Source organism: Pseudomonas reidholzensis, from assembly GCF_900536025.1.
GTDB lineage: Bacteria > Pseudomonadota > Gammaproteobacteria > Pseudomonadales > Pseudomonadaceae > Aquipseudomonas > Aquipseudomonas reidholzensis.
In genome coordinates this window covers 46,615-70,198 of the sequence record NZ_UNOZ01000017.1, presented here as the reverse complement: position 1 = coordinate 70,198, position 23,584 = coordinate 46,615, and the positions used below count along the sequence as shown (strand labels likewise).

At 65.6% G+C, this 23,584-nt stretch carries 20 protein-coding genes; 12 read left to right on the top strand and 8 right to left on the bottom strand.

Annotated elements, in window-relative coordinates; translation table 11 throughout:
• Positions 1–55: 55 nt before the first annotated feature.
• A complete protein-coding gene (locus CCOS865_RS12615; protein ID WP_119141238.1) occupies positions 56–985 on the bottom strand; it encodes a LysR family transcriptional regulator in 930 nt (309 codons plus the stop codon).
• Between the two features lie 233 nt (positions 986–1,218).
• Between CCOS865_RS12615 and CCOS865_RS12610 the strand changes: the two genes are divergently transcribed.
• Complete coding sequence (locus CCOS865_RS12610) at positions 1,219–2,655, top strand: NAD-dependent succinate-semialdehyde dehydrogenase (protein WP_119141236.1); 1,437 nt, start codon at positions 1,219–1,221, stop codon at positions 2,653–2,655.
• 61 nt (positions 2,656–2,716) lie between these two features.
• The gene (locus tag CCOS865_RS12605; RefSeq protein ID WP_119141626.1) at positions 2,717–3,718 is read left to right on the top strand and encodes an NAD(P)H-quinone oxidoreductase; all 1,002 of its coding nucleotides are present in this window, start codon (positions 2,717–2,719) and stop codon (positions 3,716–3,718) included.
• A 69-nt stretch (positions 3,719–3,787) separates the two neighbouring features.
• On the opposite strand, the gene CCOS865_RS12600 is transcribed toward CCOS865_RS12605, so the two are convergent.
• Positions 3,788–4,426, bottom strand: coding sequence for an SMI1/KNR4 family protein (locus CCOS865_RS12600; protein WP_244216097.1), 639 nt, complete (start codon positions 4,424–4,426; stop codon positions 3,788–3,790).
• Positions 4,427–4,913: 487 nt separating this feature from the next.
• Between CCOS865_RS12600 and CCOS865_RS12595 the strand changes: the two genes are divergently transcribed.
• Entirely contained in the window at positions 4,914–5,720 is an 807-nt protein-coding gene (locus tag CCOS865_RS12595) for a substrate-binding periplasmic protein (RefSeq protein WP_119141232.1), read from the top strand.
• A 314-nt stretch (positions 5,721–6,034) separates the two neighbouring features.
• Here CCOS865_RS12595 and CCOS865_RS12590 read toward each other — a convergent pair whose 3' ends face one another.
• Positions 6,035–6,922, bottom strand: a complete 888-nt coding sequence (locus CCOS865_RS12590) for a LysR family transcriptional regulator (protein ID WP_119141230.1) — start codon at positions 6,920–6,922, stop codon at positions 6,035–6,037.
• Between the two features lie 97 nt (positions 6,923–7,019).
• On the opposite strand from CCOS865_RS12590, the gene CCOS865_RS12585 reads away from it, so the two are divergent.
• Entirely contained in the window at positions 7,020–7,700 is a 681-nt protein-coding gene (locus tag CCOS865_RS12585) for a nitroreductase family protein (protein WP_119141228.1), read from the top strand.
• A 26-nt stretch (positions 7,701–7,726) separates the two neighbouring features.
• The gene (locus tag CCOS865_RS12580; protein WP_119141226.1) at positions 7,727–8,710 is read left to right on the top strand and encodes an NADPH:quinone oxidoreductase family protein; all 984 of its coding nucleotides are present in this window, start codon (positions 7,727–7,729) and stop codon (positions 8,708–8,710) included.
• A 150-nt stretch (positions 8,711–8,860) separates the two neighbouring features.
• Here CCOS865_RS12580 and CCOS865_RS12575 read toward each other — a convergent pair whose 3' ends face one another.
• From CCOS865_RS12575 to CCOS865_RS12555, 5 genes are all read right to left on the bottom strand, one after another.
• Positions 8,861–9,973, bottom strand: a complete 1,113-nt coding sequence (locus CCOS865_RS12575; protein WP_208644525.1) for a CaiB/BaiF CoA transferase family protein — start codon at positions 9,971–9,973, stop codon at positions 8,861–8,863.
• The gene (locus tag CCOS865_RS12570) at positions 9,966–11,111 is read right to left on the bottom strand and encodes an acyl-CoA dehydrogenase family protein (RefSeq protein WP_119141223.1); all 1,146 of its coding nucleotides are present in this window, start codon (positions 11,109–11,111) and stop codon (positions 9,966–9,968) included. Before CCOS865_RS12570 ends, CCOS865_RS12575 begins: the two co-directional genes overlap by 8 nt.
• A 48-nt stretch (positions 11,112–11,159) precedes the next feature.
• The gene (locus tag CCOS865_RS12565; protein WP_119141221.1) at positions 11,160–12,434 is read right to left on the bottom strand and encodes an OprD family porin; all 1,275 of its coding nucleotides are present in this window, start codon (positions 12,432–12,434) and stop codon (positions 11,160–11,162) included.
• Positions 12,435–12,518: 84 nt separating this feature from the next.
• A complete protein-coding gene (locus tag CCOS865_RS12560) occupies positions 12,519–13,841 on the bottom strand; it encodes an MFS transporter (protein WP_119141219.1) in 1,323 nt (440 codons plus the stop codon).
• A gap of 120 nt (positions 13,842–13,961) precedes the next feature.
• Positions 13,962–16,622, bottom strand: a complete 2,661-nt coding sequence (locus CCOS865_RS12555) for a winged helix-turn-helix domain-containing protein (RefSeq protein WP_119141217.1) — start codon at positions 16,620–16,622, stop codon at positions 13,962–13,964.
• A gap of 212 nt (positions 16,623–16,834) precedes the next feature.
• Here CCOS865_RS12555 and CCOS865_RS12550 point away from each other — a divergent pair, with 212 nt between their 5' ends.
• Genes CCOS865_RS12550 through CCOS865_RS12520 form a run of 7 tightly spaced genes read left to right on the top strand, consistent with a single transcriptional unit; the run spans position 16,835 to position 23,556 of the window.
• Positions 16,835–17,596, top strand: coding sequence for an SDR family NAD(P)-dependent oxidoreductase (locus CCOS865_RS12550; protein WP_119141215.1), 762 nt, complete (start codon positions 16,835–16,837; stop codon positions 17,594–17,596).
• Positions 17,593–18,768 carry an acyl-CoA dehydrogenase family protein gene (locus CCOS865_RS12545; protein ID WP_119141213.1) on the top strand — a complete coding sequence of 392 codons (1,176 nt, stop codon included), beginning with the start codon at positions 17,593–17,595 and terminating at the stop codon, positions 18,766–18,768. The genes CCOS865_RS12550 and CCOS865_RS12545 overlap by 4 nt, the downstream gene beginning before the upstream one ends.
• Positions 18,765–19,832: a phosphotransferase gene (locus CCOS865_RS12540; protein ID WP_119141211.1), complete on the top strand. Its 1,068-nt coding sequence runs from the start codon at positions 18,765–18,767 to the stop codon at positions 19,830–19,832. The genes CCOS865_RS12545 and CCOS865_RS12540 overlap by 4 nt, the downstream gene beginning before the upstream one ends.
• The gene (locus CCOS865_RS12535; protein ID WP_119141209.1) at positions 19,829–20,629 is read left to right on the top strand and encodes an enoyl-CoA hydratase/isomerase family protein; all 801 of its coding nucleotides are present in this window, start codon (positions 19,829–19,831) and stop codon (positions 20,627–20,629) included. The genes CCOS865_RS12540 and CCOS865_RS12535 overlap by 4 nt, the downstream gene beginning before the upstream one ends.
• Positions 20,622–21,782 carry an acetyl-CoA C-acetyltransferase gene (locus tag CCOS865_RS12530; protein WP_119141207.1) on the top strand — a complete coding sequence of 387 codons (1,161 nt, stop codon included), beginning with the start codon at positions 20,622–20,624 and terminating at the stop codon, positions 21,780–21,782. The genes CCOS865_RS12535 and CCOS865_RS12530 overlap by 8 nt, the downstream gene beginning before the upstream one ends.
• Before the next feature lies 1 nt (position 21,783).
• Positions 21,784–22,779 (top strand): NAD(P)H-dependent flavin oxidoreductase, encoded by a 996-nt coding sequence (locus CCOS865_RS12525; RefSeq protein ID WP_119141205.1) that lies wholly within the window; start codon positions 21,784–21,786, stop codon positions 22,777–22,779.
• Complete coding sequence (locus CCOS865_RS12520; protein ID WP_119141203.1) at positions 22,780–23,556, top strand: enoyl-CoA hydratase-related protein; 777 nt, start codon at positions 22,780–22,782, stop codon at positions 23,554–23,556.
• Positions 23,557–23,584: the final 28 nt, after the last annotated feature.

Below are 23,584 nucleotides of genomic sequence, written 5' to 3'. Positions count from 1 at the left end.
ATGAACGGTTGTCGATTATGCCATTGTAGTGGCCGAGCGTCTGGTGCAGCCCTGATTACTGACCGACCAAGGCTGCCGCCGTGGCGGCCAACTGGTTACCGACATGGGTTTTCAATGCCTCGATGAAGCGGCTGATTTTCGCGTCCACGAACTGACGCGAGGTGTACACCGCATACACATTGCGCTCTTCGCTGTAGTAGTCGGGCAGCACACGCACCAGTGCCCCTGAGCGCAGGTCGTCGATGGCCGAGAACCCCGCCAGCAGGCCGATCCCGGCGCCGCGTTTGACCGCCGTGGACATGGCCTCCATGTCATTCACGCTGAAATGCGGCCCGGTGTGGACGAACGTCGCGTCGCCTCGGGCGCTCTTGAGCTGCCATTCGTCACGCGCATAATCAACGGTCCCAAGCAGCAGGCACTGATGATCGCGCAGGTCCTCCGGCGCCGATGGCGGCGTGTGTTGCGCCAGGTAGTCCGGCGAGGCCACCAGCACGCAATGGCTGACGCCGATCTTCTGGCTGACATACGCCGAATCCGGCAGCACCCGGGCGATCTGGATCGATACGTCCAACTGGTCTTCGAGCAGGTTGGGCATGCGCTGAGACAGCAGCAAGTCGACGCTGACGTCGGCAAATGCCTGGCGATACTCGAGTACCGCAGCGGTCACCAGCTGGCGCGCAAGGCCGGGCACGCAATGCACCCGCAGGGTGCCGCGAGGCTCCAGCAGGGCGTTGCGCGCTTCCGCTTCGGCGTTCTCCAGGTCCGCCAGGATCGCCGTGCAACGGTCGTAGAAGCGCCGCCCCGCATCGGTCACCGACAAGCGTCGGGTAGAGCGTTGCAGCAGGCGGGTGTCGAGCATCTGCTCGAGTGCCGAGACCGCACGCGAGACGTTGCCGACGGTGGAGTCGAGGTGGTTTGCCACGGCTGTGAAGCTGCCCATTTCCACGACCTTGACGTACACGGACATGTTCGAAAGCTTGTCCATCGATCCCTTCCCCTGGCCTGTATTCAACGCCCGAATCGGCAAAATCCGCGCCCATTTAAAAGCGATTTTACCGCTGGGTACAACAATCATTCCCTTCAGCCGGGCTAAATCAAAGCCGCTGCCCTCCATAGACTCGATTGCACGGGCCGGCTCCCGCCGCAACGCCCCGAAGCCCTGCACGTGCCGTGAGTCTCCACGGCGCAATTCCCGAGAACGTTATGAAGGCCACAGCTATGAATACCCCCTACGACACGCTGTACTTGTTTATCGATGGTAAATGGATCGGCACTGAGGGGCGCGCGACGGCCACTGTCGTCAACCCGGCGACGGAATCCCTGATCGGCCAGGTGCCCCTCGCCACCTCAGGCGACCTCGACCGTGCACTCGAAGTGGCCGGGCAAAGCTTCGAGCTCTGGCGCAGGACCGTGCCCGCCGAGCGGGCAAGCATCCTCAAGCGTGCCGCCGACCTGATCCTCCAGCGTGCCTCGCACATCGCCGCGCAGATGACGCTGGAGGAGGGCAAGCCGATTGCCGAAGCCATGGACGAAGTCACCCGCGCGGCCGAGTACTTCGAATGGTTTGCCGAAAGCGCCCGGCGCATCGATGGCCGTGTGGTGCCGGCCAACCGTCCTGGTGTGCTGCAAATCGTCACGCGGCAGGCGATTGGCCCGGTGGCCGCGTTCACGCCCTGGAACTTCCCGGCCATTACCCCCGCCCGCAAGCTGTCTGCCGCACTTGCCGCGGGCTGTAGCGTGATCCTCAAACCGGGCGAAGAAAGCCCCGCCACCGCGCTGGCGCTGGCACGTGCCCTGGACGATGCAGGTCTGCCCAAGGGCGTGCTGCAAGTGGTGTTCGGGGTGCCGGATGAGGTCTCCAGCCAGCTGATTGCGTCACCGATCATCCGCAAGGTGACCTTCACCGGGTCCGTTCCGATCGGCCGGCTGCTGTCCAAGCGAGCCGCCGAGGGCGTCAAGCCGATCACCCTCGAACTCGGCGGCCATGGCCCGGTGCTGGTGTTTGATGATGCCGACGTTGAGCGTGCGGCGGTCGAAGGCGTGGCCAACCGGTTTCGCGGCACCGGCCAGGTGTGCATCTCCTCGACCCGGTTCTTGATCCAGCGCGGCGTCTACCCGCAGTTCGTCGACCATTTCGTCAGCGCGGCCCGCGCCTTGCGCGTCGGCAACGGCCTGCACCCGCACACGCAGGTCGGGCCCCTCGCCAACCTCAGGCAGCTGGCCAAGATGGAGGAACTGGTCGCTGACGCCGTCGCCAAGGGCGCGCAGGTGTTGGCCGGCGGTGAAAGCTTGCCAGGCCCCGGGTTTTTCTTCGCGCCGACGGTGCTGGCCAATGTGCCGATGGACGCTCGGGTGATGCATGAAGAGCCCTTCGGCCCGATCGCCATCCTGCGCCCCTTCGACGAGCTGGAAGACGCGCTGAGCGAGGCCAACCGCTTGCCCTACGGGCTCTCGGCCTATGCCTTCACCCGCAGCGCGCGGACCGCGATGGAGGTCGGCGAGCGGCTGGAGGCGGGCATGATCGGCATCAACCAATACCGCATCGTCGCCACCGAGCTGCCCTTTGGTGGCCTGAAGGACAGCGGCCATGGCTCGGAGGGCGGCACCGAAGGCATCGAACACTACCTCACGAACAAATTCATCAGTCAGGCCTGAGGCGTTCGTGCCCAGCCTCGACTTCAGCGACCACGCGCGTACCCTCGGAGATATCACCCTGATGAAAGCCATTACCTTTGACACGTTCGGCGGCCCCGACGTGTTGCAACTGAGCGATGTAGCCACCCCGCACGTGCGCCCCACCGACTTGCTCGTGCGGGTTTATGCCGCCGGCGTCAACCGTGCAGACCTGACCCATCGCACCGGCGGCTATGGGCGGCCGAACTTCGGCGACTCATTGATCATCGGCCTGGAGATCGCCGGCGAGGTCATCGAAACAGGCAGTGCGGTCGTCGGCTACCAGGTCGGCGACCGGGTGATGGGGGTGGTCGGTGGGGGCGCGTATGCCGAACAGGCGCGCATCGACTACCGGATGGCCATGCCGATTCCCGCCCAGCTGGACTACGTGCACGCTGCGGCGATCCCGGAAGTCTTCGTCACCGCGCATGAGGCGATGATGCACCTGGGGCGGCTCCAGCGCGGCGATTCGGTACTGATCCACGCCGCTGCAGGCGGGGTGGGCTCCGCGGCCGTTCAGCTCGCTTACGCCACGGGTGCCACGGTCTACGCGACCACCGATGGCAGCAAGGTCGCCCGCGTCGAGCACCTGGGGGCAGACGTCGCCATCGACTACAAAACCGAAGATTTCGCCGAAGTCATTGCGCGGCGTACCGAGGGGCGAGGGGTGGATGTGATCATCGACTTTGTCGGCGAACCCTATTTCGCCCGCAATCTCAAATCCCTGGCCAACGGTGGCCGGTTGATCCAGGTCGGCATCCTCGGCGGTGGCGGGGAGGTGGCCTTGAAGCTGGAGGACATCCTCTACCGGCACCTGCAGATCATGGGCACGGTGATGAAGTCCCGCACCCAGCCTGAGAAGCACGCAATGATCAGCCGCTTTCGCGAACATTGGCTGGGCCGCTTCGAAGGCGGGGGCAGTCTGGAACCGGTGGTGGATAGCAGCTTCCCGTTGTCGCGTGCGGCGGATGCCCATCGCAGAATGGAGTCTGCCGAGAATGTCGGCAAAATCATTCTGACCCTCGAAGAGGCAGACTTGCGCTGAGGCACCGCTTCAAGCGACATCGTCATTCGCCAAGGGCTGCTGTTGCAGCCCTTGGCGATTCAGCGGGGCTCATTCACTGCGCTGTGACGCAAAGAGGATTTGTACCGAGTCCAGGAAGTGAGACTTGCCCGGCACCTTGGTATTCAAGCTTCGTCCGCCGTCGTCTTCCTCGCGTATCGCAGCGTTGCCCGACTCGAGTTGGTCGACCAGCCACGCGAGAAATGCCTCTATCGAACTGGCCACCACGAACTTCTCGTCTTCGTCCCGGCCAAAGTTGATCACTTGGCCCAGGGTGCCGCGCGCGCCCGGGTCCAGGTCCACCCCAAGGTGGTTGCCGCCGTGGTCATAGGCAAACGGAATCCACAGCGTGTTGGCATAGATCGCCTGCACCGCGCCGGGCTTCGCCGACTTGGAGAACATGCTCGCACCTTCCATGTCTTCGGGTGAGGACTCAGCGACCACGTCCTTCCACGACTGCCAGTTCTGTCTGGCCTGCGCGATTGACAGGAATTCCAAGCCGAAGAAGGGCCCAGTATTAACAGCCCCTCGTTGCCCATCGTGCAGTCGGTAGAGGGTTTTGAAACCTTCGGGGAGGGGCGTGCCGATGTCCTGTTCGAACGCGGCAAGGTCGGCTTCCGAGCAGCCGGGAGACAGGTCGTCGTAGACCTCTGGAAGATGGGCTTGCAACCATTTTTCGAGTCGTTCCATCGATGTCTTCATAGACGTTTCCTAGTGGGCGAGTGCATTCCAAGGCAGAAGGCTATCGAGAATTGCTCTCGCCAGCAAACGGTCTGGACGTGGGCCACTTTGCAGGGGACAGTGCACCTATTCTAAGGTCTGACATTGCGCTTGGCGTGAGTTCGCTGGGGCCGCTGCGCAGCCCTTTCGCGACACAAGGCCGCTCCCACAGGATACGGTGTTGCCCAGTGGCTGCTCCATGCGCGAAAGTGGCCGCAGTGCAGCGTTGGGTCGTCTGACACTAGAACCTAGCCTCGGCTGGGCTTTTTGGTCCACACTGTTCGAGCCTCGTTGTTGTTGCGTTCGTTGTCGTCCAAGGAGGGAGCAGTCTGTCGAATTCATGCCGGTTCTTAGCGGCCATTCCTGTGTTGATCGAGTCGGTTCAGGTTGTTGGGCAGGTCGCCCGGCACGCGCCGCGCGTTCTGCTGTTGATCAACCCACAGGCCAGAGAGTACCCATGATCAGGCGCGGCCTATGGTTGTCACTCAGCTTGGCGCTGCTGCCTGGATTGGCGCCAGCAGCCGATGACTGCCAGCACCTCACCGCTACCGGTAATCCCGAATACCCGCCTTATCTCTGGCGTGACCCGCAGAACCCCCAGCAACTGATCGGTGCCAATGCCGATCTGCTCAAGCACGTCGCCAGGCAGCTCGGCCTCGAGGTCCAGGTGCTCTACAGCGGCCCTTGGTCACGGGCGCAGGAGGAGGTGCGCACGGGGCGTATCGACATGCTCGCCGGCTACTTCATCACCGACGCGCGCCAGCAGGCGATGGATTTCGTCAAACCCGCCTTCCTGACGACTGCGAGTGTCGTCTGGGTGCGTAAGGAGGGGGCGTTTGCCTATCACGGTTGGGACGACCTGAAGGGGCGTAACGGCGGCACGCTGGTCAGCAACAGCCACGGCCAGGCGTTCGACGACTTCGCCAAGACCCACCTCAACCTGGAGGCGGTGCCCAGTGCGAGCCAGGCGTTTCAGAAGCTGCTGCACAAGCGCAACGACTACGTGATCTTCGAGCGGTACCCGGGCATGGCGCTGGCGCGCACCTTGGGCGTGGAGAAGGGGCTGCAGGTGCTGCAACCGCCGGTCTCCAGCGAAGGCTTGTACCTGGCGTTGTCGCACGACGCGGCCTGCAACCAGCCTGCACTGCGGGCACAGCTAGAAGAAAAGATGAAAGAGGTCGTTTCCGGCGAGCTGCCAGAGCAGTGGGTCAAGCACAACCTTGAGCTGTGGAATAGTCAGCAGGGGCTTGCTGCAGAGCCTTGACGGTGAGGCCGACGGCCTCAACCAATACCCGTTTGATTCCTTCGTAAACACTCCGCCTCGGCGTCTGCCCGCCGGTTGAAGGTCGGTGCGAGTCTGAGCTTTTCAACGGTGTCGTAGAGGTCGAAGCCGATGAAGATGGCCTCCACCGCGCAATGTACCCCTCTGACGGGGCTGCGTTTATCCGTTGGCACAGCCGGAACGATTACGAAACGCGGTCGCATATCAAGCGCCTCCCCAGGCCAATGCTTTAACTATTAGCTTCGGACATGCAAGCCTGCAAGACGGCTCATGGAAGTGCGACAGACGGCACCATTTTAGTGCGGTTCAGGCCGGAGCGACTGCAGAAACGCCCTGACTTTGGCCGATTCACCTCGGTGCCTCAGATAGGCTGCAAACACCTCGTACTCGGCGAACTCCAGCCCGGGCAAGACCTCGACCAACTGCCCGCTGCGCAGCGCGTCGTCGACCAGGTAGCGCGGCAGGACTGCCAGCCCTGCGCCAAGCAGGGTCAGCGTACGCAGCGAGGTGGAGTCACTGACGCTGATGCGGGGGTTGATCTGCAGCTGGGTCTGCTTGCCCTGCCAGGTGACCGCGAAGCTCAGGGCCGGCGCGTAGACCCGTTGGGCCAGCCAGGTGTGCTCGGCAAGGTCGGCAAGCCCCTGCACCGGGCCATGCGCCTGGAGATAGTCGGGCGAGGCGCAGAGGACCGGGCTGAAGGTATGAATCGTCTCGTAGCGCACGCCGGACTGGGCCGGTGAGGCGAGGCGAATCGCCACGTCGAACTCGCCGTCGAGCAGGTCGACGTAGCGATCCGACAAGTCCACCTCGAAGCGCAGGCGCGGGTAGTGCTCGGTCAACTGAGCGATGCGCGGCAGCACGAAGGCCCGGCCAAACGCGGTGGGCATGGTCACCCGCAGTACACCCTCGACGCTCAGCAGGCCGCTCTGCAGGCGGTTGTCTGCGGTTTCCAGGCGGCTGACGACATCGCGCAGGTCCGCCGCGTAGGTCACCCCGGCATCGGTCAGCGCCACCTTGCGCGTGGTTCTCAGCACCAGCGGGTGGCCCAGGCGGGTTTCCAGGTTGGTGATACGCCGGCTCACGGTCGACTGGGCGATGCCCAGCTCCTGGGCCGCTTTGCCGAAGCTGTTCAACTCTGCGACGGCGAGAAACGCCTCAACCTCTGAAAGGGATGTAATTTTCATCGAGTTTGCGCATGAGTGATATCGGGGATTTTCTATTCTAATGCGTAAATCGCAACGATAGCATGCCTCCATTCCCCTGAAGACATGGCGAGGCGGTATGGCGACAGTCAGCGAAGCAGTCACGGCGCGGCATTCCACCCGGGCGTTCGTGCCGCGTGCGGTCGAGGAGGGTGTGCTGCGTGAGATTGTCGACGTGGCCAGGTACGCGCCTTCAAGTGGCAACCTGCAACCCTGGAAGCTGGTGGTGCTGACTGGGGCGCCCCTCGAGCGGCTCAAGGCCGCGGTCAGCCACACCCTTGCCCAAGCGCCCCGCGGTGAAGGCATGGGCTATCCGATCTACCCGGAGCATCTCCAGGCGGCCTATCAGGCGCGCCGCAGCCAGTGCGCCGAAGACCTGTACGCGACCCTTGGCGTGGCTCGCGATGATCGCCTGGGGCGTGGTCAGCAGTTCGTCCGCAACTTCAGGTTCTTCGACGCGCCGGTCGGGATGATCCTGGCCATCGACCGCAGCCTCGAGGTCGGGCAATGGGCAGACCTTGGCGGGTTTCTGCAAACGTTGATGCTGCTCGCCCACGAGCGCGGCCTGGCCACCTGTGCCCAGGCCTGCTGGACCCTGGTGCACCGCACGGTCGAGCGGCAGTTGGCGTTGGGGCCGGAGTGGATGGTGTTTTGCGGGGTTGCGCTGGGCTATGCCGACCCTGATCAGCCGATCAACGGCTTGCGCACCCAGCGTGAAGCGCTGAGTGAGGTGGCGGATTTCAGGGGCTTTGCTCAGTAACCGAATGGTATGCACGGGAGACACCTATGAAGCGAGTAGAAACCGATAACCTCGAGTCGATTGAGCATTATCGGATGACGGTTGCGCCCGACCCTTGTCCGGCGCCGGGTGAGGTGCTGATCCGGATTGCTGCGTGTGGCGTTGGCTATGTCGATGCGCTCGAGGCGTTGGGGCGCTATCAGGTCAAGCCGGCATTGCCGCATGTGCCAGGCCAGGAGGTCAGCGGCTGGGTAGAAGCGCTCGGCCCCGGCGTTAGCGGGTTTGCGCCGGGCGACCGGGTGATGACGCAGGTGCACGGCGGCTTTGCCGAGCTGACCGTGGCGCCGGCTGATGTGCTGGTGGCGATCCCTGACGGCATGGCGTTTACCCAGGCGGCCGGGTTCAAGATCAACTACCTCACCGCGTTGCATGCCTTGCGTGACCGCGGGCAGTTGCAGCCTGGCGAAACGCTGCTGGTGATCGGCGCGGCCGGTGGGGTTGGCTCGGCGGCGGTGCAGGTGGGCAAATGCCTGGGCGCGAAGGTCATCGCCGTGGCGTCGACGGCAGCCAAACGGGCGTTTGCCCAGGCGTTGGGGGCTGACCATGGGGTTGACCCGACGGCGGGGGATTTTCGTCAGCAGTTGCGCGAGCTGTGTGGGCAGAAGGGGCCCGATGTGGTGTTCGATCCGGTTTGCGGCGTGCTGTTCGAGCCCGCGTTTCGCGCGTTGACCTGGGGTGGGCGGCATTTGGTGGTGGGCTTTGCGGGGGGTGAGATCCCTGCGCTGCGGGCCAATTTGCCGCTGCTCAAAGGGGCGTCACTGACTGGTGTCGATGTGCGGCAGTTCTTGCTCTACGAGCCGGACAAGGGGGGCAGGCATTTGCGCGAGCTGTTGCAGTGGGTCGCCCAGGGCCAGTTAGTGCCGCCGATTGGCAAGGTGTTTGGCTTTGAACAGTTTATTCCAGCGTTGGAGTTTGCGTTGACGGGGGCGGGGCTGGGCAAGACCGTTATCCAGATCAGTCAGCGGAGTTGATGCACTGGGGCTGCTTTGCAGCCCATTCGCGACACAAGGCCGCTCCCACAGGGGTGCGCGCTGTCCCTCCGAGCGGCGCGGTCCCCTGTGGGAGCGGCCTTGTGTCGCGAATGGGGCGCGCAGCGCCCCCAGGGTCTTGAGGCCATACAGCTAGTGCTGATCGAGCGCCGCACCCCAGCGGCGCCCAAGCTCCGCCAGCGATATCGCATACGCCGCCTGCGGCCCCCTAGGCACCGTGCGCGAAAACCTCGGCGCCGGCGCCGGCTGCACCACATCCGCCACCGTCACGAACGTCTCCCGCGCCCGGTTATGCGGATGCAGCGGCGCCTCATCCCAATCCAGTACCGGCGCAAAACAGGCGTCGCTGCCTTCGAGCAGCTCGCACCACTCGGCCTGTGTCCGCGACGCCATGACCCCTGCAAGCGCCTGCTTCTGCGAGGCCCAGCAGGCCGTGTTCATCTGCTCGTCGAACAAGCTGCCCTCCAGCCCGCAACGCTCGCGCAGCAGCTGATAGAACCGGGGCTCGATCGCACCCAACGCGACAAAGCGCCCATCGGCGCAGCGGTAGGTGTCGTAGAACGGCGCGGCGCCATCCAGCAGGTTGCCCGCCCGCGCATTGCCCCATTGCCCCTGCGCCTTCAGCCCATGGATAAAGCTGCTCAACAACGCGGTACCGTCGCTCATCGCCGCATCGATGACCTGCCCCAGGCCGGTCGTGTGCACCTCGTGCAACGCCGCCAGCAGCCCGACCAGCAAGAGCATCCCGCCACCGCCAAAATCCCCCACCAGGTTGATCGGCGGAGGCGGGGGCTGATCGCTGCGGCCGATGCTGTTGAGGGCGCCGGTGATGGCGATGTAATTGATGTCGTGCCCCGCCGCCTGGGCCAGCGGCCCGAACTGCCCCCAGCCAGTCATGCGCCCGTACAGCAGGCGCGGGTTACGCGCCAGGCAAGGCTCAGGGCCGAGGCCGTGCTTCTCCATCACGCCGGGGCGAAACCCCTCGATGAGGATGTCGGCCTTGTCCACCAGTGCCAAGACTGTGGCCTGGCCCTGGGCCGTGCTGATGTCGACCTCGACGCTCGGCCGGCTTCTGCTCAACACGTCGCTGGGGGCGACGGCGGTCCCGGGTCGGACGATGCGCACCACCTCGGCCCCCAGGTCCGCCAGCACCATTGCACAGAACGGCGCCGGGCCGATCCCGGCCAGCTCGACCACCTTGATCCCTTGTAACGGCCCCATGGCGTTTCCTCTCTGTTCAGGCATGGCCCAGCACGGCACGGGCGATGATCTCTTTCATGATTTCCGAGCTGCCGGCAAAGATCCGCGACACCCGCGCATCGAGAAAACGCTGGCAGATCTCGTACTCCTGCATGTAGCCCGCGCCGCCATGCAGCTGCACGCCGGTGTCCATGACCCGCGACTCGAGCTCACTGGTCACCAGCTTGGCCTTGGCCGCCGACTGCGCGCTGAGCTCACCGGCATTGTGCTGGGTCACGCAGTGGTCCACATAGACCTGGGCCACCTCCAGCTCCGCCGCCAGCTCAGCCAGCTTGAAGCGGGTGTTCTGGAACTCGGCAATCGGCCTGCCGAACGCCTTGCGCTGGCGCACATAGTCGCGGGTCAGTTCAAAACCGCCCTGGGCGTTGGCCAGCGAACCGACCGCCGAGATCAGCCGCTCTTCGACCAGCGACGTTTTAAGGTAGTTGAGGCCTTGCGTGACATCGCCGAGGACGTTGTCCTTGGGCACCCGCACATCAGTGAAAAACAGCTCGCAGGTGTCCTGTGCATGCAGCCCCATCTTTTCCAATTGGCGGCCGCGCTCGAAGCCGGGCATGCCGCGCTCGAGCAGGAACAGGCCGATCTGCCGTGGGTTGTCGGCGCTGGTCTTGGCCGCCACCAGCAGCACATCGGCGTTGATACCGTTGGAAATGTAGGTCTTGGCGCCGTTCAGCAGCCAATGGTCGGCGTGCTCGACGGCGCGGGTCTTCATGCCGGCGAGGTCACTGCCGGCGTCGGGCTCGGTCATCGCGATGGCCAGGATGCTGTCGCCGCGGGCACAAGCCGGCAGGTAACGCGCCTGCTGCTGGGCGCTGCCGAAATGCTGGAGGTACGGGGCCACCAGGCGACTGTGCAGGGTGTGGTAGAAGCCGACCTCGCCGAGGCGGTTGTCTTCCTCGATCATGATCTGCTGGTAGCGAAAGTCCCACAGCCCCAGGCCACCGTGGGCCTCGTCGGCCCAGACCAGCAGGAAGCCCAGGGCGCCCATCTTCTGGAACATCTCTCGCGGCACGATGCCTGCCTTGCGCCATGCCTGTTTATAGGGCTGGACCTCCTGTTGCAGAAAGGCGCGGTAGCTTTCACGGAACATCAGGTGTTCGCTGTCAAATCCTGGGCGTTGCATAAAGACTCCTGTCTGACGAGGTACGGTCCGCAGGGCTGACGCCGGTATTCACCAGAGCTTCCAGGAATACACGATGTTCACCCGCAGGTCGTTGTTGTCGCGGAAGGTGGCCGCCTGGGTGAAATCGTTGCGGTACCAGGCATGCCGTACCTTGATCCCCAGCCCTTGCAGCGCGCCGGACTGGATCACATAGGCCACCTGCGCCTGGCTTTCGCGCTCGTACAGGCCGCTGCCGCCCATGCGCTCGGGCAGTTCGATGTTGTCGCCACGCATGTGCCAGAGCATGGCGGTCAGGCCGGGGATGCCCTGGACGGCGAAGTTGTAGTCCCAGCGCACTTGCCAGGTGCGTTCCTTGGCGTTGAGAAAGTCGGTGGCGATAGCCCCTTCGACGGTGGGCGAAGGCTCGCTGCGGCCCATGTACGGCTGCGCGGTGTCGCCGTACAGCGCCATGTAGCCGGTGCTGAAGGTGTGCCCGCCGAGCGAGTAGCGGAACACCACGCCAAGGTTGTCGTTGTCGACCTTGCCGCCGTTGGCCGCACCGTCTTCGCCGGAGCGTACCCAGCGGAAATCGGTTTTCAGGCTGCCCGGGCCGATCGGCAGGTCATGCACCAGCCACAGGTAGTCCTGGCGGTAGATGTCGTTGAGGGTGGCGTGGTAGTAGCTGGCGTTGAAGTTGGGCGCGACCTGGTACTTGCCGCCCAGGTAGCTGAAGCCGCTGGAATCGGCGTCGATGAAGCGCCCGTTCTGCGGCGTCACGCGGATGTTTTCGTAGTTGCTCGAGTCGCGGAACTTGATCCGGTCGAGGTAGCCGGCCATCAGCGTCAGGTCCTGGATGTCCTGCGACTGCAGGGTAGTGCCCTGGAAAGTCTGCGGCAGCAGGCGGCCCGGGCTCGAATAGGCCACCGGCAGGGTCAGCACCATGCGCCCGGTATTCAGCTTGGTCTGGGCAAAGCGCGCCTTGGCGACGCCGCCAAAGGTGGTGAAGTTGTCTTCGGCGCGGCCCTTTGAGTCGAGCGGCAGCAGTTGTGTGCCGGCGCGGTCTGGCGAGGAGTCCAGCTTGAGCCCGGTCATGCTGTGCAGGTCCAGGCCGAAGCCGACCGGGCCTTCGGTGTAGCCCGACTTGAAATCGAAGGTGACGCCCTGCGCCCACTCGCGCAGCTCCTGCTTGAGCGCAGGGTTGTACGGGTCTTTGTAGTCGCGGTCGAAGTAGTAGTTGTGCAGCAGGATCGAGGCGCCGCTGTCGGTGAAGAACGGGCTGCTGGGGGCTGCCATGAGGGGCGTCGAGAGCGCCAGCATGAGAAAGGCCGCGTTGCGGGTTTTCATACGAAAACTCCAATGTCAGGTGTCGTTTGTTGTTGTTTTTTTGGGGTGAGGGCGGTGCCAGCCGCCCTCGAAGCTGGCGTGCGGTCAGTCGTGTTGCTGGCTCATCACCCGGCCGAACTCGGTGCGGGCCAGGACAAAACCGATCACCACGCAGGGGCCGATGACGGCCGCCATGGTCGCCAGTGCCATCGCGATCGCGCCTGGGCCGCTGAACACCCGGTCGGCGAGAAAACCACTGAGGAAGGGGCCAAGGGTGTAGCCGAACAGGTTGATCACCAGCAGGTTGACCGCGACCGTACGGGCTCTCAGCCGTGATGGGCTGATCATCTGCATGCCCAGGCAGGTCATCACCGAGATGCTCGGCAGGAACATCATGCAGGCGCCCAGGGCGACCACCAGCAGCCAGTAGCTGCCGGCCAGCAGCCCGGCGATCAGCGCCGGCACCGGGATCACCGCGCACAGCAGCAACACCAGGATGATGCCGTCGGGCCGGCCGGCCTTCTGCAGCCGGTTGGCCAGCCACGGCAGTGCCAGGGTGCCGCAGACCGAGGCGGGCAGGCCGACCGAGCCGAACACGAAGCTGGCATTGGCCGCCGTCAGGTCGTGCAGCCTGACCAGCAGGGTCGGCGCCCACGACACCACGCCCAGGGTCAGCGACGAGATCAGCCCGGTGGCGATGAAGAAGGGGATGAACATCGCCTTGTTGCCGCTGAGAAACGGCAGCAGTGCGGCAACACTCGCCCCAGCCTGCTCGGGGGTCGTCGACTCGACCCGCGCCGGCTCACGCACGGTCAGAGCGAAGATCAGCATCATCACCAGGCCCGGCAGGCTGACCGCGAGCAGGGTGAAGCGCCAGGGCTCCATGCCCGGCAACAAGGCTTGGCTGCCGGCGTATTGGTAGACCGCACCGCCGATCAGGAACGCGCCGGTGGCCATGACGTTGCCGGTGGCCATGTAGAAGCTGGTCGGCAAGGCCCGCTCGCGGCGGCTGAACATGTCGCCGATCAGCGACATCGCCGCCGGGGTCAGCACCGCCTCGCCAATCGCCACGCCCGCGCGGCAGATGATCAAGGTGGTGAAGTCGACGGTGAACGCCGAGGCGGCGGTCATCAACGACCACAGCAGCACACCGGCGACGATCACCCGGGTGCGGTTGCCCTTGTCGATCAGGTAGGCGACCGGGATCCCCGCCACCGAGTAGAGCACGGCAAAGCCTGCGCCGAGCAGCAGGCCCATCTGGGTATTGGACAGGCCCAGGCTCTGGCTGACGGGCTGGGCCACGGCAGACAAGATGAAGCGGTCGAGCATCGAAACGGCGTAGAACACGATGAGGCAGCCCACGGCGTACCAGCGCCCTGGGTGCGTCTTGCTGTCGACATAGGTCAGCGGTGAAGTCTGTTCGCTCATTGCATCATCCCTTTAATTCTTGTTGTTGGATCTGCGCTACGGCAATCGCTGTGTGCGCAGCCAGTCTATGCGTCGGGGATGCGCGCCAAATCGTCGTAAAAGACGATTTTGCCGGTGCCCTCAGGCGAGCAGCCCAAGGCTGCGCGCCACGGCCAGGGCCTGGGTTCGGCTGTTGGTGTTGAGCTTGGCGTTGATGTTGCGCAGGTGGGTGCGCACGGTGCTGTTGGAGACATGCAGGCGGTCGGCCAGGTCGAGGTTCGAGCAGCCCTCGGTGAGCAACTGCAAGACCACCACCTCCTTGCGTGTCAGCGGCTCGGCCAGCGGCGTCGTGGTCGCGCCCTTGCCGCCAAGGGCGTGGCCCAGCGGGCCGAAGGCCAGGGCCAGGTTGCGCAGGTAGTCGAGCAGCAGCGAGTCGCGCTCGCTGCGCGCTTCATACAGCTGCTTGAACTCGACGACCAACCGGCCCAGCGCCGGCCCCTCGTCCAGCACGGTGCGCACGTAGCCCTCCCTGGCAGCGAACGCCAGCGCTTCCTCGAGCTCCTTGTGCGCCGCCGCCGCGCTGTCGCAGCGGTACAAAGCCAGGGCGCGGAGCAATTGAAGCACCAGGGCCCGGTGCAGGCGGCCGCTGCTGCGCGCCGCCTTGAGGTCGACATCCAGCTGGCGCAGTGCGGGCAACGGTTCGGCGAAGTGGATGTCCCAGCGCAAGGTGGCCAGGCGCAAGTAGTGGATGTCATGCGCGAGCAGGCGCTGGCGGCACTCGCGGGCCCACACGGCGGGGTCTTCTGCGCGCGCCAGCTCGTCTTGCGCGGCCATCGCATGGCCCTGGATCAGCAGGATCTTCGCCCGCTCCAGTTGCGCCGCCGCCACCGCCCTGGGCAGCAGGCGGCTGTGGCCGAGGTATTCGAGGTCGGTCAGGGCCTGTAGCGCGGTATCGATGTCGCTTTCGATCAGGGCGATGCGGCACTTGAGCAGGTAGATCAGGATCAGGTGATCAGGGATGCCGACCTCGCGCGCCAGCGGCAGGTAGACGTTGATCAGGTGACCGGCCTGCGGCAGCTGGTTGGTTTCATACAGCGTCGCCGTGTACAGCACGCCGGCCCAGGCATTGCCGTGGGTGTGCCGGTTGTGGTCCGCCTGCAGCGTGTCGAGCGCCAAACGAAAGCGCGCGGCGGCGTGGCGCAGGCGGCCGTGCAGCATGTCGATCAGGCCTTCGGTGGTCTCCGAGTACATCCGGTTGAACAGGCTTTCGCCGCCATGCAGGCGCCGCGCCGCATCGACCATGCGCTGGGCATCGCGGGCATGGCCGATGATCAGGGTCTGGTGGGCGATGGCGTTGAGCAGGGTGGCGCTGGCAAAACCGTGCCCGGCCTGCATGCCTTCCAGCGTGTTCATGCCTTCGCGCAGGGCTTCTTCACAGCGGTCCTGCATCCCCAGCAGGGTCGGGTAGAGCGCGCCGCCATGATGGCGCACGCGCGGGTCGGCACTGCTGCGCCAGTCGATGCCGTTGAGCCTGTGCAGGGCCTGGTGGGCGCCTTCGGTGAACGCCGTCGCCCAGATCGACACCATGTACAGCACCGGCCGTGCGCGGCCGAGAGCCTGCGGGACGGCCGCGAACCAGCGGCTCAGGAGGCGCATGCGGCCTTGCTCGAGGAGCGCTTCGGCGTGCGCTTCGAGCAGGTTCAGCGCTTGCTCGAACTGCTGGCCCTTGACCGCGTGCTCGATCGCCAGCACCGGCTGCGCGTGGTCGGCGAACCACTGCGAGGCGGCCAGTTGCAGGCCCGCCACGGCGCCCGGCAGCTCGCTGGCCAGCTGGTTGCGCAGGTACTCGGCGAACAGCCCGTGCAGGCGCCAGTGGCCGGCCTTGGCTTCGATGGCGATGAGCAGGCCTTGCTGGCGCAGGTGGTCGATCATCCGCTGGCCATCCGCGTGCGGGTTGAGCGCTTGGCAGACCGACCGATCGAACTGTTTGAGCAGGCTCACCCGCAGCAGGAAGTCGCGCACCTCGGCAGGTTGCTCGGCGAACACCACCTCCGCCAGGTACTGCGCGACGGTGCCGGTCGAGCCGGAAAACTGAGCGACGAAGTCGGGGCGGGTCTTCGCCCGCTGCAAAGCTATCGACGCCAGCCACAGCGCTGCGATCCAGCCCTCGGTCTTGGCCTGCAGGTGCTGCAGTTCGGCCAGCGACAAGGCCCCGCTGGCGAGCTGGGGGGCGAACAGCGCCTGGCTGTCGGCCAGGTCGAAGCGCAGCTGCAAGGCGTCGATTTCGCTCAGCCTGCCGCCGACCCGCAGCCGCGACAGCCCCAGGGCCGGCGTGCAGCGCGTGGCGATCACCAGGTGGGCACGGCGCGGCAGGTGCTGGGCGATCTCCTGCACCAGCGCCAGCACCGAGCGCTCCTGGATGTTTTCCAGCTCATCGATGAACAGCGCAAAGGGCTGCGGGTGCGTGCTCAGGCAGGTGATCGCATCCTGGCCCGGCCGGGCGATGCCCAGGTAGGCGACCAGTTTGCCCAGCCGGCTGAGAAACCGCGGCAGGTCATTGTCGGCGGCACTGGCGTTGATCCAGGCGGCGGCCACGCCCGCCGCCTCGAACTGGGCAAACGCCTGCGCCATCAGCGTTGTCTTGCCGAAGCCGGCAGGCGCGGTGAGCAAGGTCAGGGTGCCGGGCGAGCGCGCGATGATCGACAGCAGCGGCGCGCGCACTACCTGCACGGCGGCCGAGGCAGGGCAGGGGAACAGCACATCCGCGTCGAGCGATACGGGGGGCAGACTGTTCGAGCTCATGGGGCGTGTCCTCTTGCGCATTTGTTATGACGCCGCTCACTGTGGGGGTGAGGGGCGATTATTTTCTGTACGCAGTGCTTGACAGAGCAACGTAGCGGATTCTAGCCTACTGACGAGTAGATGGTCTACTGGCTGGTCTTTTTTGAGGATCGATCGCCCCTCCAGGCCCTCTGTTTTCGTGAACAAGAACAATTAAAGAGAGGAAGTGCCCGATGAAGATTCAAGCGTCAGCAGCGGTGGTAACGGGCGGAGCCTCGGGCCTGGGTGGCGCGGTCTCCGCGCGCCTGGCCGGCGCCGGGGCCAAGGTCACCATCATCGACCTCAACGAGGCGCTGGGCGAAGCGCATGCCAAGGCCATCGGTGGCTATTTCATCAAGGCGGATGTGACCGACGAGCAGGCCATCGAGCACGCACTGGAAACCGCAGAAGGCGTGCATGGCAAGGCGCGGATCCTGGTCAACTGCGCCGGCATCGGGCCACCTGCCAAGGCCATCGGTCGCGACGGCAAGGCCTTGCCGCTGGCCGACTTCGCCCGCATCGTCAACATCAACCTGAACGGCAGCTTCAACGTGCTTTCCAAGTTTGCCGCGCGCCTGCATGCCAGCGAGCTGGACGCAGAAGAGCGTGGCGTGATCATCAACACCGCCAGTGTCGCCGCGTTCGATGGGCAAATCGGCCAACCGGCCTATGCCGCGTCCAAGGCCGCCATCGTCGGCATGACGCTGCCGCTGGCGCGCGAGTTCGCCCGTTATGGCATCCGCGTGATGACCATCGCGCCGGGCATCTTCCTCACCCCGTTGCTGGCCACGCTGCCAGAAGAAGCCCAGCGCTCGCTCGGCCAGCAGGTGCCGTTCCCCAGCCGCCTGGGCCAGCCCGACGAGTTCGCTCAGCTGGTGCAGTCCATCGTCGAGAACCCCATGCTCAATGGCGAAGTCATCCGCCTCGATGGCGCTATCCGGATGGCCGCGCGATGAACGTCGACGATCTGCAAACAGCCATGGCCATCGCCGAGCGGGTCGAGCAGTTCGTCCGCGAGGTGGTGGTGCCGTATGAAAAGGACCCGCGCCGCGATCACCACGACTGCCCGACCGACGCGCTGGTCCTGGAGCTGCGCGAACGGGCCCGCGAAGCGGGCGTGCTGACGCCACACATCCTTGCCGATGGCCGCCACCTGAGCCAGCGCGGTACCGCCCTGGTGCTGGCGCGCACCGGCTTGTCGCCGCTGGGGCCGCTGGCCTGCAACACCTGCGCGCCGGACGAAGGCAATATGTACCTGCTCGGCAAGGTCGGCAGCGCGTTCCTCAAGGAGCGTTTTCTCGCGCCGTTGCTGGCGGGCAAGGCGCGTTCGGCGTTCTTCATGACCGAACCGGCCGAAGACGGCGGTGCCGGCTCTGACCCTTCTATGATGCAGACCACCTGCCAGCGTGACGGCGACGATTGGCTGATCAACGGCCGCAAGGCATTTATCACCGGCGCCGAGGGCGCGCAGATCGGCATCGTCATGGCCAAGGCACAGGAAGGTGCCTGCATGTTCCTGGTCGACCTGCCCGACCCGGCCATCCGCATCGAGCGGGTGCCGCGCACCCTCGACAGCTCGATGCCCGGCGGGCATGCCATCGTCACCCTGGACAACCTGCGGGTGCCGTCGCGGCAGATGCTCGGCAACGCCGGTGAAGGCTTCGGCTATGCCCAGGTGCGGCTGGCGCCGGCGCGCTTGTCGCACTGCATGCGCTGGTATGGCGCGTGCCTGCGGGCCAACGAGATCGCCACCGCGTACGCCAACCGGCGCATGGCCTTCGGCAAGCTGCTGATCGACCACGAAGGCACCGGCTTCAGCCTCGCCGAGAACCTCATCGACCTCAAGCAGGTCGAGTTGATGATCGACTGGTGCGCCGGTGTGCTCGACAGCGGCGCGCCCGGCGGCGCGGAGAGCTCGATGGCCAAGGTGGCCGTCAGCGAAACCTTGATGAAGGTGGCTGATCGCTGTGTCCAGGTGATGGGCGGCAGCGGCCTGACCGAGGACTCCATCGTCGAGCAGGTGTACCGCGAGATCCGCGCGTTTCGCATCTATGACGGCCCGACCGAGGTGCACAAATGGTCGTTGGCGAAGAAGATCAAGCGGGACTGGACGAGGGCGCAGGCATGACGGTATTGCAGCAGCAGGCAAACGCAGGCGCCGGCGCGGTGCGCCCGGACATGGGCTTCGACGAGCAGGCCCTGAGCCGCTGGATGCGGGCCAACGTCGACGGTTTCAGCGGGCCGATGACGGTTAGCCAGTTCAGGGGCGGCCAGTCGATCCCGACCTATCAGCTGACGACGCCCACGGCGAGCTATGTGCTGCGGCGCAAGCCGTCAGGGCTGTTGCTCAAGGGCGCCCACTCGGTAGAGCGCGAAGCACAGGTACAGCAGGCGCTGGGGCAGGTGGGCTTCAGCGTGCCGAAGATCTTCGGCCTGTGCACCGACGCGTCGGTGATCGGCACGCCGTTCTATGTCATGGAGCGCGTCGAGGGCCGGATTTTCTGGGATGCGCGTTTCTCTCAAGTCGGCGTCGAGGAGCGCCCGCGCTATTTCGACGCGATGAATGCAACCCTGGCCAGCCTGCACCGGATCGAGCCGGCCGACGTCGGCCTGGGCGACTACGGCAAGTCGGGCAACTATTTTGCCCGGCAGATCAATCGCTGGTCGCGCCAGTACCTCGAAGACGAGGCAGCAGGGCGCGATGCCAACATGGACCTGCTGTTGCGCTGGTTGCCCGAGCACATTCCGCTGGGCGACGAAACGCGCATCGTGCACGGCGATTTTCGCTGCGACAACATGATCTTCCACCCGGTCGAGCCGCGCGTGGTCGCGGTGCTCGACTGGGAGCTGTCGACCCTGGGCCATCCCTTGGCCGACTTCGCCAACCACGCGATGATGTACCAGATGCCCCCGGATATCGTCGCGGGGCTGGCGGGTGCCGACCTGGCCAGCCTCAACATTCCCACCCAGGAAGCGTACGTGGAGGCCTACTGCGAGCGCACCGGGCGCGATTCGATTGCGTCGTGGGAGTTCTACATCGCCTTCAACCTGTTCCGCCTGGCCGCGATCTTCCACGGCATCAAAGGCCGGGTGATCCGTGGTACGGCCGCCTCGGTGCATGCCCAAGAGCGTGCGCGCAGCTTCCCGGTGCTGGCTGAACTGGCGCGCAAGGCCATGGAGCGTTGCCGATGAACAGCCCGCTACTGCTTGACGTGCAAGACGGCATCGCCACCCTGACCTTGAACCGGCCCGGGCAAGGCAATGCCATCGACCTAGACCTGGCCAAAGCCTTGCTGCAGGCTGCCATTGCCTGTGACCAGGACGGCGCGGTGCGCTGCGTGGTGCTCACCGGCAGCGGCAAGTTGTTCTCCGCCGGCGGCGACCTGGAGGCGTTCGTGGCGGCCGGTGACGGCATCTCGGGGTTTCTCAGCGAGCTTGCCGGTACACTGCACCTGGCGATCTCCCGGCTGATGCGCATGGACAAACCGCTGGTGGTGCTGGTCAATGGCGCCGCCGCCGGTGCCGGCATGAGCCTGGCGCTGATCGGCGACATCGTCCTGGCGCCGCGCACCGCCTCGTTCACCCCGGCCTACGGTGCCATCGGCCTGAGCCCGGATGGCGGGCTCAGCTGGCTGTTGCCGCGCCTGGTCGGGCTGCGCCGCGCGCAGGAAATCACCTTGCTCAACCAGCGCGTGAGTGCCACCCAGGCCGAGCACCTGGGGTTGATCACCCGGGTGGTCGACGACGGTCAGCTCGAAGCCGAGGGCCGCACGGTTGCGCAGACCCTGGCGGCCATGCACCGCCCAGCCCTTGGCCGTATCCGCCAACTGTTGTTGGCCAGCCATGGCAGCGCGCTGGAGGCCCAGCTCGAGCAGGAAGCGCGCAGCATCGCCGGTTTGGCCTCGGCACCCTACGTCCGTGAAAAAGTCGCTGCGTTCGTTGCCCAGCGCACCCCCAAGAACAACAACAAGGAATCGACTCATGGCTGATGCTTATATCGTCGCAGCAGTGCGCACCGCCGGTGGCCGGCGTAACGGCAAACTCGCCCACTGGCATCCCGCCGACCTGGGCGCCGAGGTGCTCAACGCGCTGGTCGACCGTGCGGGCATCGACCCCGCTGCCGTGGATGACGTGATTTTCGGTTGCGTCACCCAGGCCGGCGAGCAGGCCTTTGCCTTCGCCCGCAACGTCGTACTGGCTTCGAAACTGCCGCAGTCGGTACCGGCCGTGACCATCGACCGCCAGTGCGGCAGCTCGCAGCAGGCCGTGCAGTTCGCCGCCCAGGCGGTCATGTCTGGGTTCCAGGACGTGGTCATCGCCGGTGGCGCGGAGAGCATGAGCCGCGTGCCGATGTTCTCCAACCTGTCGCTGCATGCGAAGGAAGGCATCGGCGTCGGCCCGTTCAGCGAACGGATTCAGGCGCGCTTCGGGGTCAAGAGCTTCAGCCAGTTTGCCGGCGCGCAGATGATCGCCGACAAGTATGGCTACGACCGCCTGACCCTCGACCGCTTTGCCCTGCAGAGCCACCAGCGGGCGGCGCAGGCCACCCACAGCGGCGCGTTTGCCGGCGAAATCATCGGCCTGGCCAGCGGCGATGGCATGCACCTGGTCGATGAGGGGATCCGCTTCGATGCCTTGCTGGAAGGCATCGGCGCGGTCAAGCTGCTGGAGGAGGGCGGGGTGATCAGCGCGGCCAATGCCAGCCAGGTGTGTGACGGTGCGTCCGGGGTGCTGGTGGTGAGTGAGCGCGCCCTCAAGCAATACGGCCTGACACCGATCGCGCGGATCGTCGACATGACCGTCACCGCCGGTGACCCGCTGATCATGCTCGAAGAGCCGATCTTTGCCACCCGCAAGGCGCTGAAACGCGCCGGCATGAGCATCGCCGACATCGACCTGTATGAAGTCAACGAGGCCTTTGCCTCGGTACCGCTGGCCTGGCTCGACGCCCTCGAGGCCGACCCGGCGCGGCTCAATGTCAATGGCGGAGCGATTGCCCTGGGCCATCCGCTGGGTGCTTCCGGGACCAAGCTGATGACCACCCTGATTCACGCGCTCAAGGCCAGCGGCAAGCGTTATGGCCTGCAGACCATGTGTGAAGGCGGCGGTATCGCCAACGTGACCATTCTGGAGGTGCTCTGATATGGCGTTTCGTAACCGCGTCACCGAGCTGCTGGGCATCCGCCATCCGATCGTCCAGGGCGGCATGATGTGGGTCGGCCGGGCCGAGCTGGCCAGCGCCGTCTCCAACGCCGGCGGGCTCGGCACCCTGACCGCCTTGACCCAACCGACGCCGGACGACCTGCGCCGCGAAATCGAGCGTTGCCGGAGCATGACCGACAAGCCCTTCGCGGTGAACCTGACCATCCTGCCGTCGGTCAACCCGCCGCCCTATGCCGAGTACCGCAGGGCGATCATCGAGTCGGGCGTGCGCATCGTCGAAACCGCCGGCAACAAACCGCAGGAGCATGTCGAAGCGTTCAAGGCCCATGGCCTGACCGTGATCCACAAGTGCACCGCCGTGCGCCATGCCGTGTCGGCGCAGCGCATGGGCGTCGACATCATTTCCATCGACGGTTTCGAGTGCGCCGGCCACCCGGGTGAGGATGACATTCCCGGCCTGGTGCTGATCCCTGCGACGGCCGACCAGGTAACCATCCCGATCATCGCCAGCGGCGGTATTGGCGACGGTCGCGGGCTGGCCGCGGCCATGGCCCTTGGTGCGGAAGGGGTGAACATGGGCACGCGCTTCTGTGCCACCCGAGAGGCGCCGATCCATGAGGCGATCAAGCAGTTTCTGGTCGACAATGACGAGCGCGCCACGCACCTGATCTTCCGCAAGTTCCACAACACCGGCCGAGTCGCGCGCAACAGCGTGTCGGACAAGGTTGTGAGCCTGTCGCAGGCGGCCGAGGCCACTTTCGAGGACGTGCGCAGCTATGTGTCGGGCGCCCGCGGGCGCGAGGCACTGGCCACCGGCAACCTGGATGCGGGGTTGATCTGGGCCGGTCAGATCCAGGGGCTGATCCACGACATTCCGAGCTGCCAGGTGCTGCTCGAACGCATGGTCCGCGAGGCCAGCGAGATCATTCAACAGCGACTCGGTCGCATGCTGGTGCAACGGCAGGAGATGGCATAAATGGACTACCGACATATCAGCGTCGAGCGCGAAGGGCATCTGACCCTGATCACGCTGCAGCGCCCCGAGGCGCACAACGCGCTCAACTACCGCGCCCATGAAGAGCTGGAGCATGCCTTCGATGCCTTCGCCGCCGACGACCAGCAATGGCTGGCGATTCTCACCGGCAGCGGCGCCAAGGCGTTCTGTGCCGGCCACGACCTCAAGCAGCAGGCCAGCGATGGCAGCCTGACCACGCCGCCGTCAGGCTTTGGCGGGCTGAGCGCGCGCTTTGATCTGCACAAGCCGGTGATCGCCGCGGTGAACGGCGTGGCCATGGGCGGCGGCTTCGAGCTGGCGTTGGCCTGCGACATCATCGTTGCTTCGTCCAATGCCCAGTTCGCCCTGCCCGAGGCCAAGGTCGGGCTGGCCGCACTGGCGGGCGGTATGCAGCGCCTGCCCGCGCTGATCGGCCTGAAACGCAGCATGGGCATGCTCCTCACCGGCCGCCGGGTGACCGCCAGCGAAGGGCTGAGCCTGGGCTTCGTCAACGAAGTGGTCGACGGCGACGTGCTGCTGGCCGCGCGCCGCTGGGCGGCCGAAATCCTCGCGTGCAGCCCGTTGTCGGTGCGTGCGACCAAGCAGGCGGTGATGCGTGGCGTCGATGTACCCGTCGCCCAGGCCCTGCACGAGCAGTGGGACTACCCGCAGGTGCAGGCGATGCTGGCCTCGCAGGATGCGATCGAGGGGCCCAGGGCCTTCGCCGAAAAACGCCCGCCCAACTGGCTCGGCTACTGATTCGACGCGTGCGGCCAACAATCACAAC

Bases quoted from the DNA above. Each gene is read 5' to 3' on its own strand.
- CCOS865_RS12590 (WP_119141230.1), bottom strand. From the start codon at position 6,922: ATGAAAATTACATCCCTTTCAGAGGTTGAGGCGTTTCTCGCCGTCGCA.
- CCOS865_RS12530 (WP_119141207.1), top strand. From the start codon at position 20,622: ATGGCTGATGCTTATATCGTCGCAGCAGTGCGCACCGCCGGTGGCCGG.
- CCOS865_RS12540 (WP_119141211.1), top strand. From the start codon at position 18,765: ATGACGGTATTGCAGCAGCAGGCAAACGCAGGCGCCGGCGCGGTGCGC.
- CCOS865_RS12560 (WP_119141219.1), bottom strand. From the start codon at position 13,841: ATGAGCGAACAGACTTCACCGCTGACCTATGTCGACAGCAAGACGCAC.
- CCOS865_RS12520 (WP_119141203.1), top strand. From the start codon at position 22,780: ATGGACTACCGACATATCAGCGTCGAGCGCGAAGGGCATCTGACCCTG.
- CCOS865_RS12535 (WP_119141209.1), top strand. From the start codon at position 19,829: ATGAACAGCCCGCTACTGCTTGACGTGCAAGACGGCATCGCCACCCTG.
- CCOS865_RS12615 (WP_119141238.1), bottom strand. From the start codon at position 985: ATGGACAAGCTTTCGAACATGTCCGTGTACGTCAAGGTCGTGGAAATG.
- CCOS865_RS12585 (WP_119141228.1), top strand. From the start codon at position 7,020: ATGGCGACAGTCAGCGAAGCAGTCACGGCGCGGCATTCCACCCGGGCG.
- CCOS865_RS12555 (WP_119141217.1), bottom strand. From the start codon at position 16,622: ATGAGCTCGAACAGTCTGCCCCCCGTATCGCTCGACGCGGATGTGCTG.
- CCOS865_RS12575 (WP_208644525.1), bottom strand. From the start codon at position 9,973: ATGCCTGAACAGAGAGGAAACGCCATGGGGCCGTTACAAGGGATCAAG.
- CCOS865_RS12600 (WP_244216097.1), bottom strand. From the start codon at position 4,426: ATGGAACGACTCGAAAAATGGTTGCAAGCCCATCTTCCAGAGGTCTAC.
- CCOS865_RS12570 (WP_119141223.1), bottom strand. From the start codon at position 11,111: ATGCAACGCCCAGGATTTGACAGCGAACACCTGATGTTCCGTGAAAGC.
- CCOS865_RS12605 (WP_119141626.1), top strand. From the start codon at position 2,717: ATGAAAGCCATTACCTTTGACACGTTCGGCGGCCCCGACGTGTTGCAA.
- CCOS865_RS12580 (WP_119141226.1), top strand. From the start codon at position 7,727: ATGAAGCGAGTAGAAACCGATAACCTCGAGTCGATTGAGCATTATCGG.
- CCOS865_RS12565 (WP_119141221.1), bottom strand. From the start codon at position 12,434: ATGAAAACCCGCAACGCGGCCTTTCTCATGCTGGCGCTCTCGACGCCC.
- CCOS865_RS12545 (WP_119141213.1), top strand. From the start codon at position 17,593: ATGAACGTCGACGATCTGCAAACAGCCATGGCCATCGCCGAGCGGGTC.
- CCOS865_RS12550 (WP_119141215.1), top strand. From the start codon at position 16,835: ATGAAGATTCAAGCGTCAGCAGCGGTGGTAACGGGCGGAGCCTCGGGC.
- CCOS865_RS12595 (WP_119141232.1), top strand. From the start codon at position 4,914: ATGATCAGGCGCGGCCTATGGTTGTCACTCAGCTTGGCGCTGCTGCCT.
- CCOS865_RS12610 (WP_119141236.1), top strand. From the start codon at position 1,219: ATGAATACCCCCTACGACACGCTGTACTTGTTTATCGATGGTAAATGG.
- CCOS865_RS12525 (WP_119141205.1), top strand. From the start codon at position 21,784: ATGGCGTTTCGTAACCGCGTCACCGAGCTGCTGGGCATCCGCCATCCG.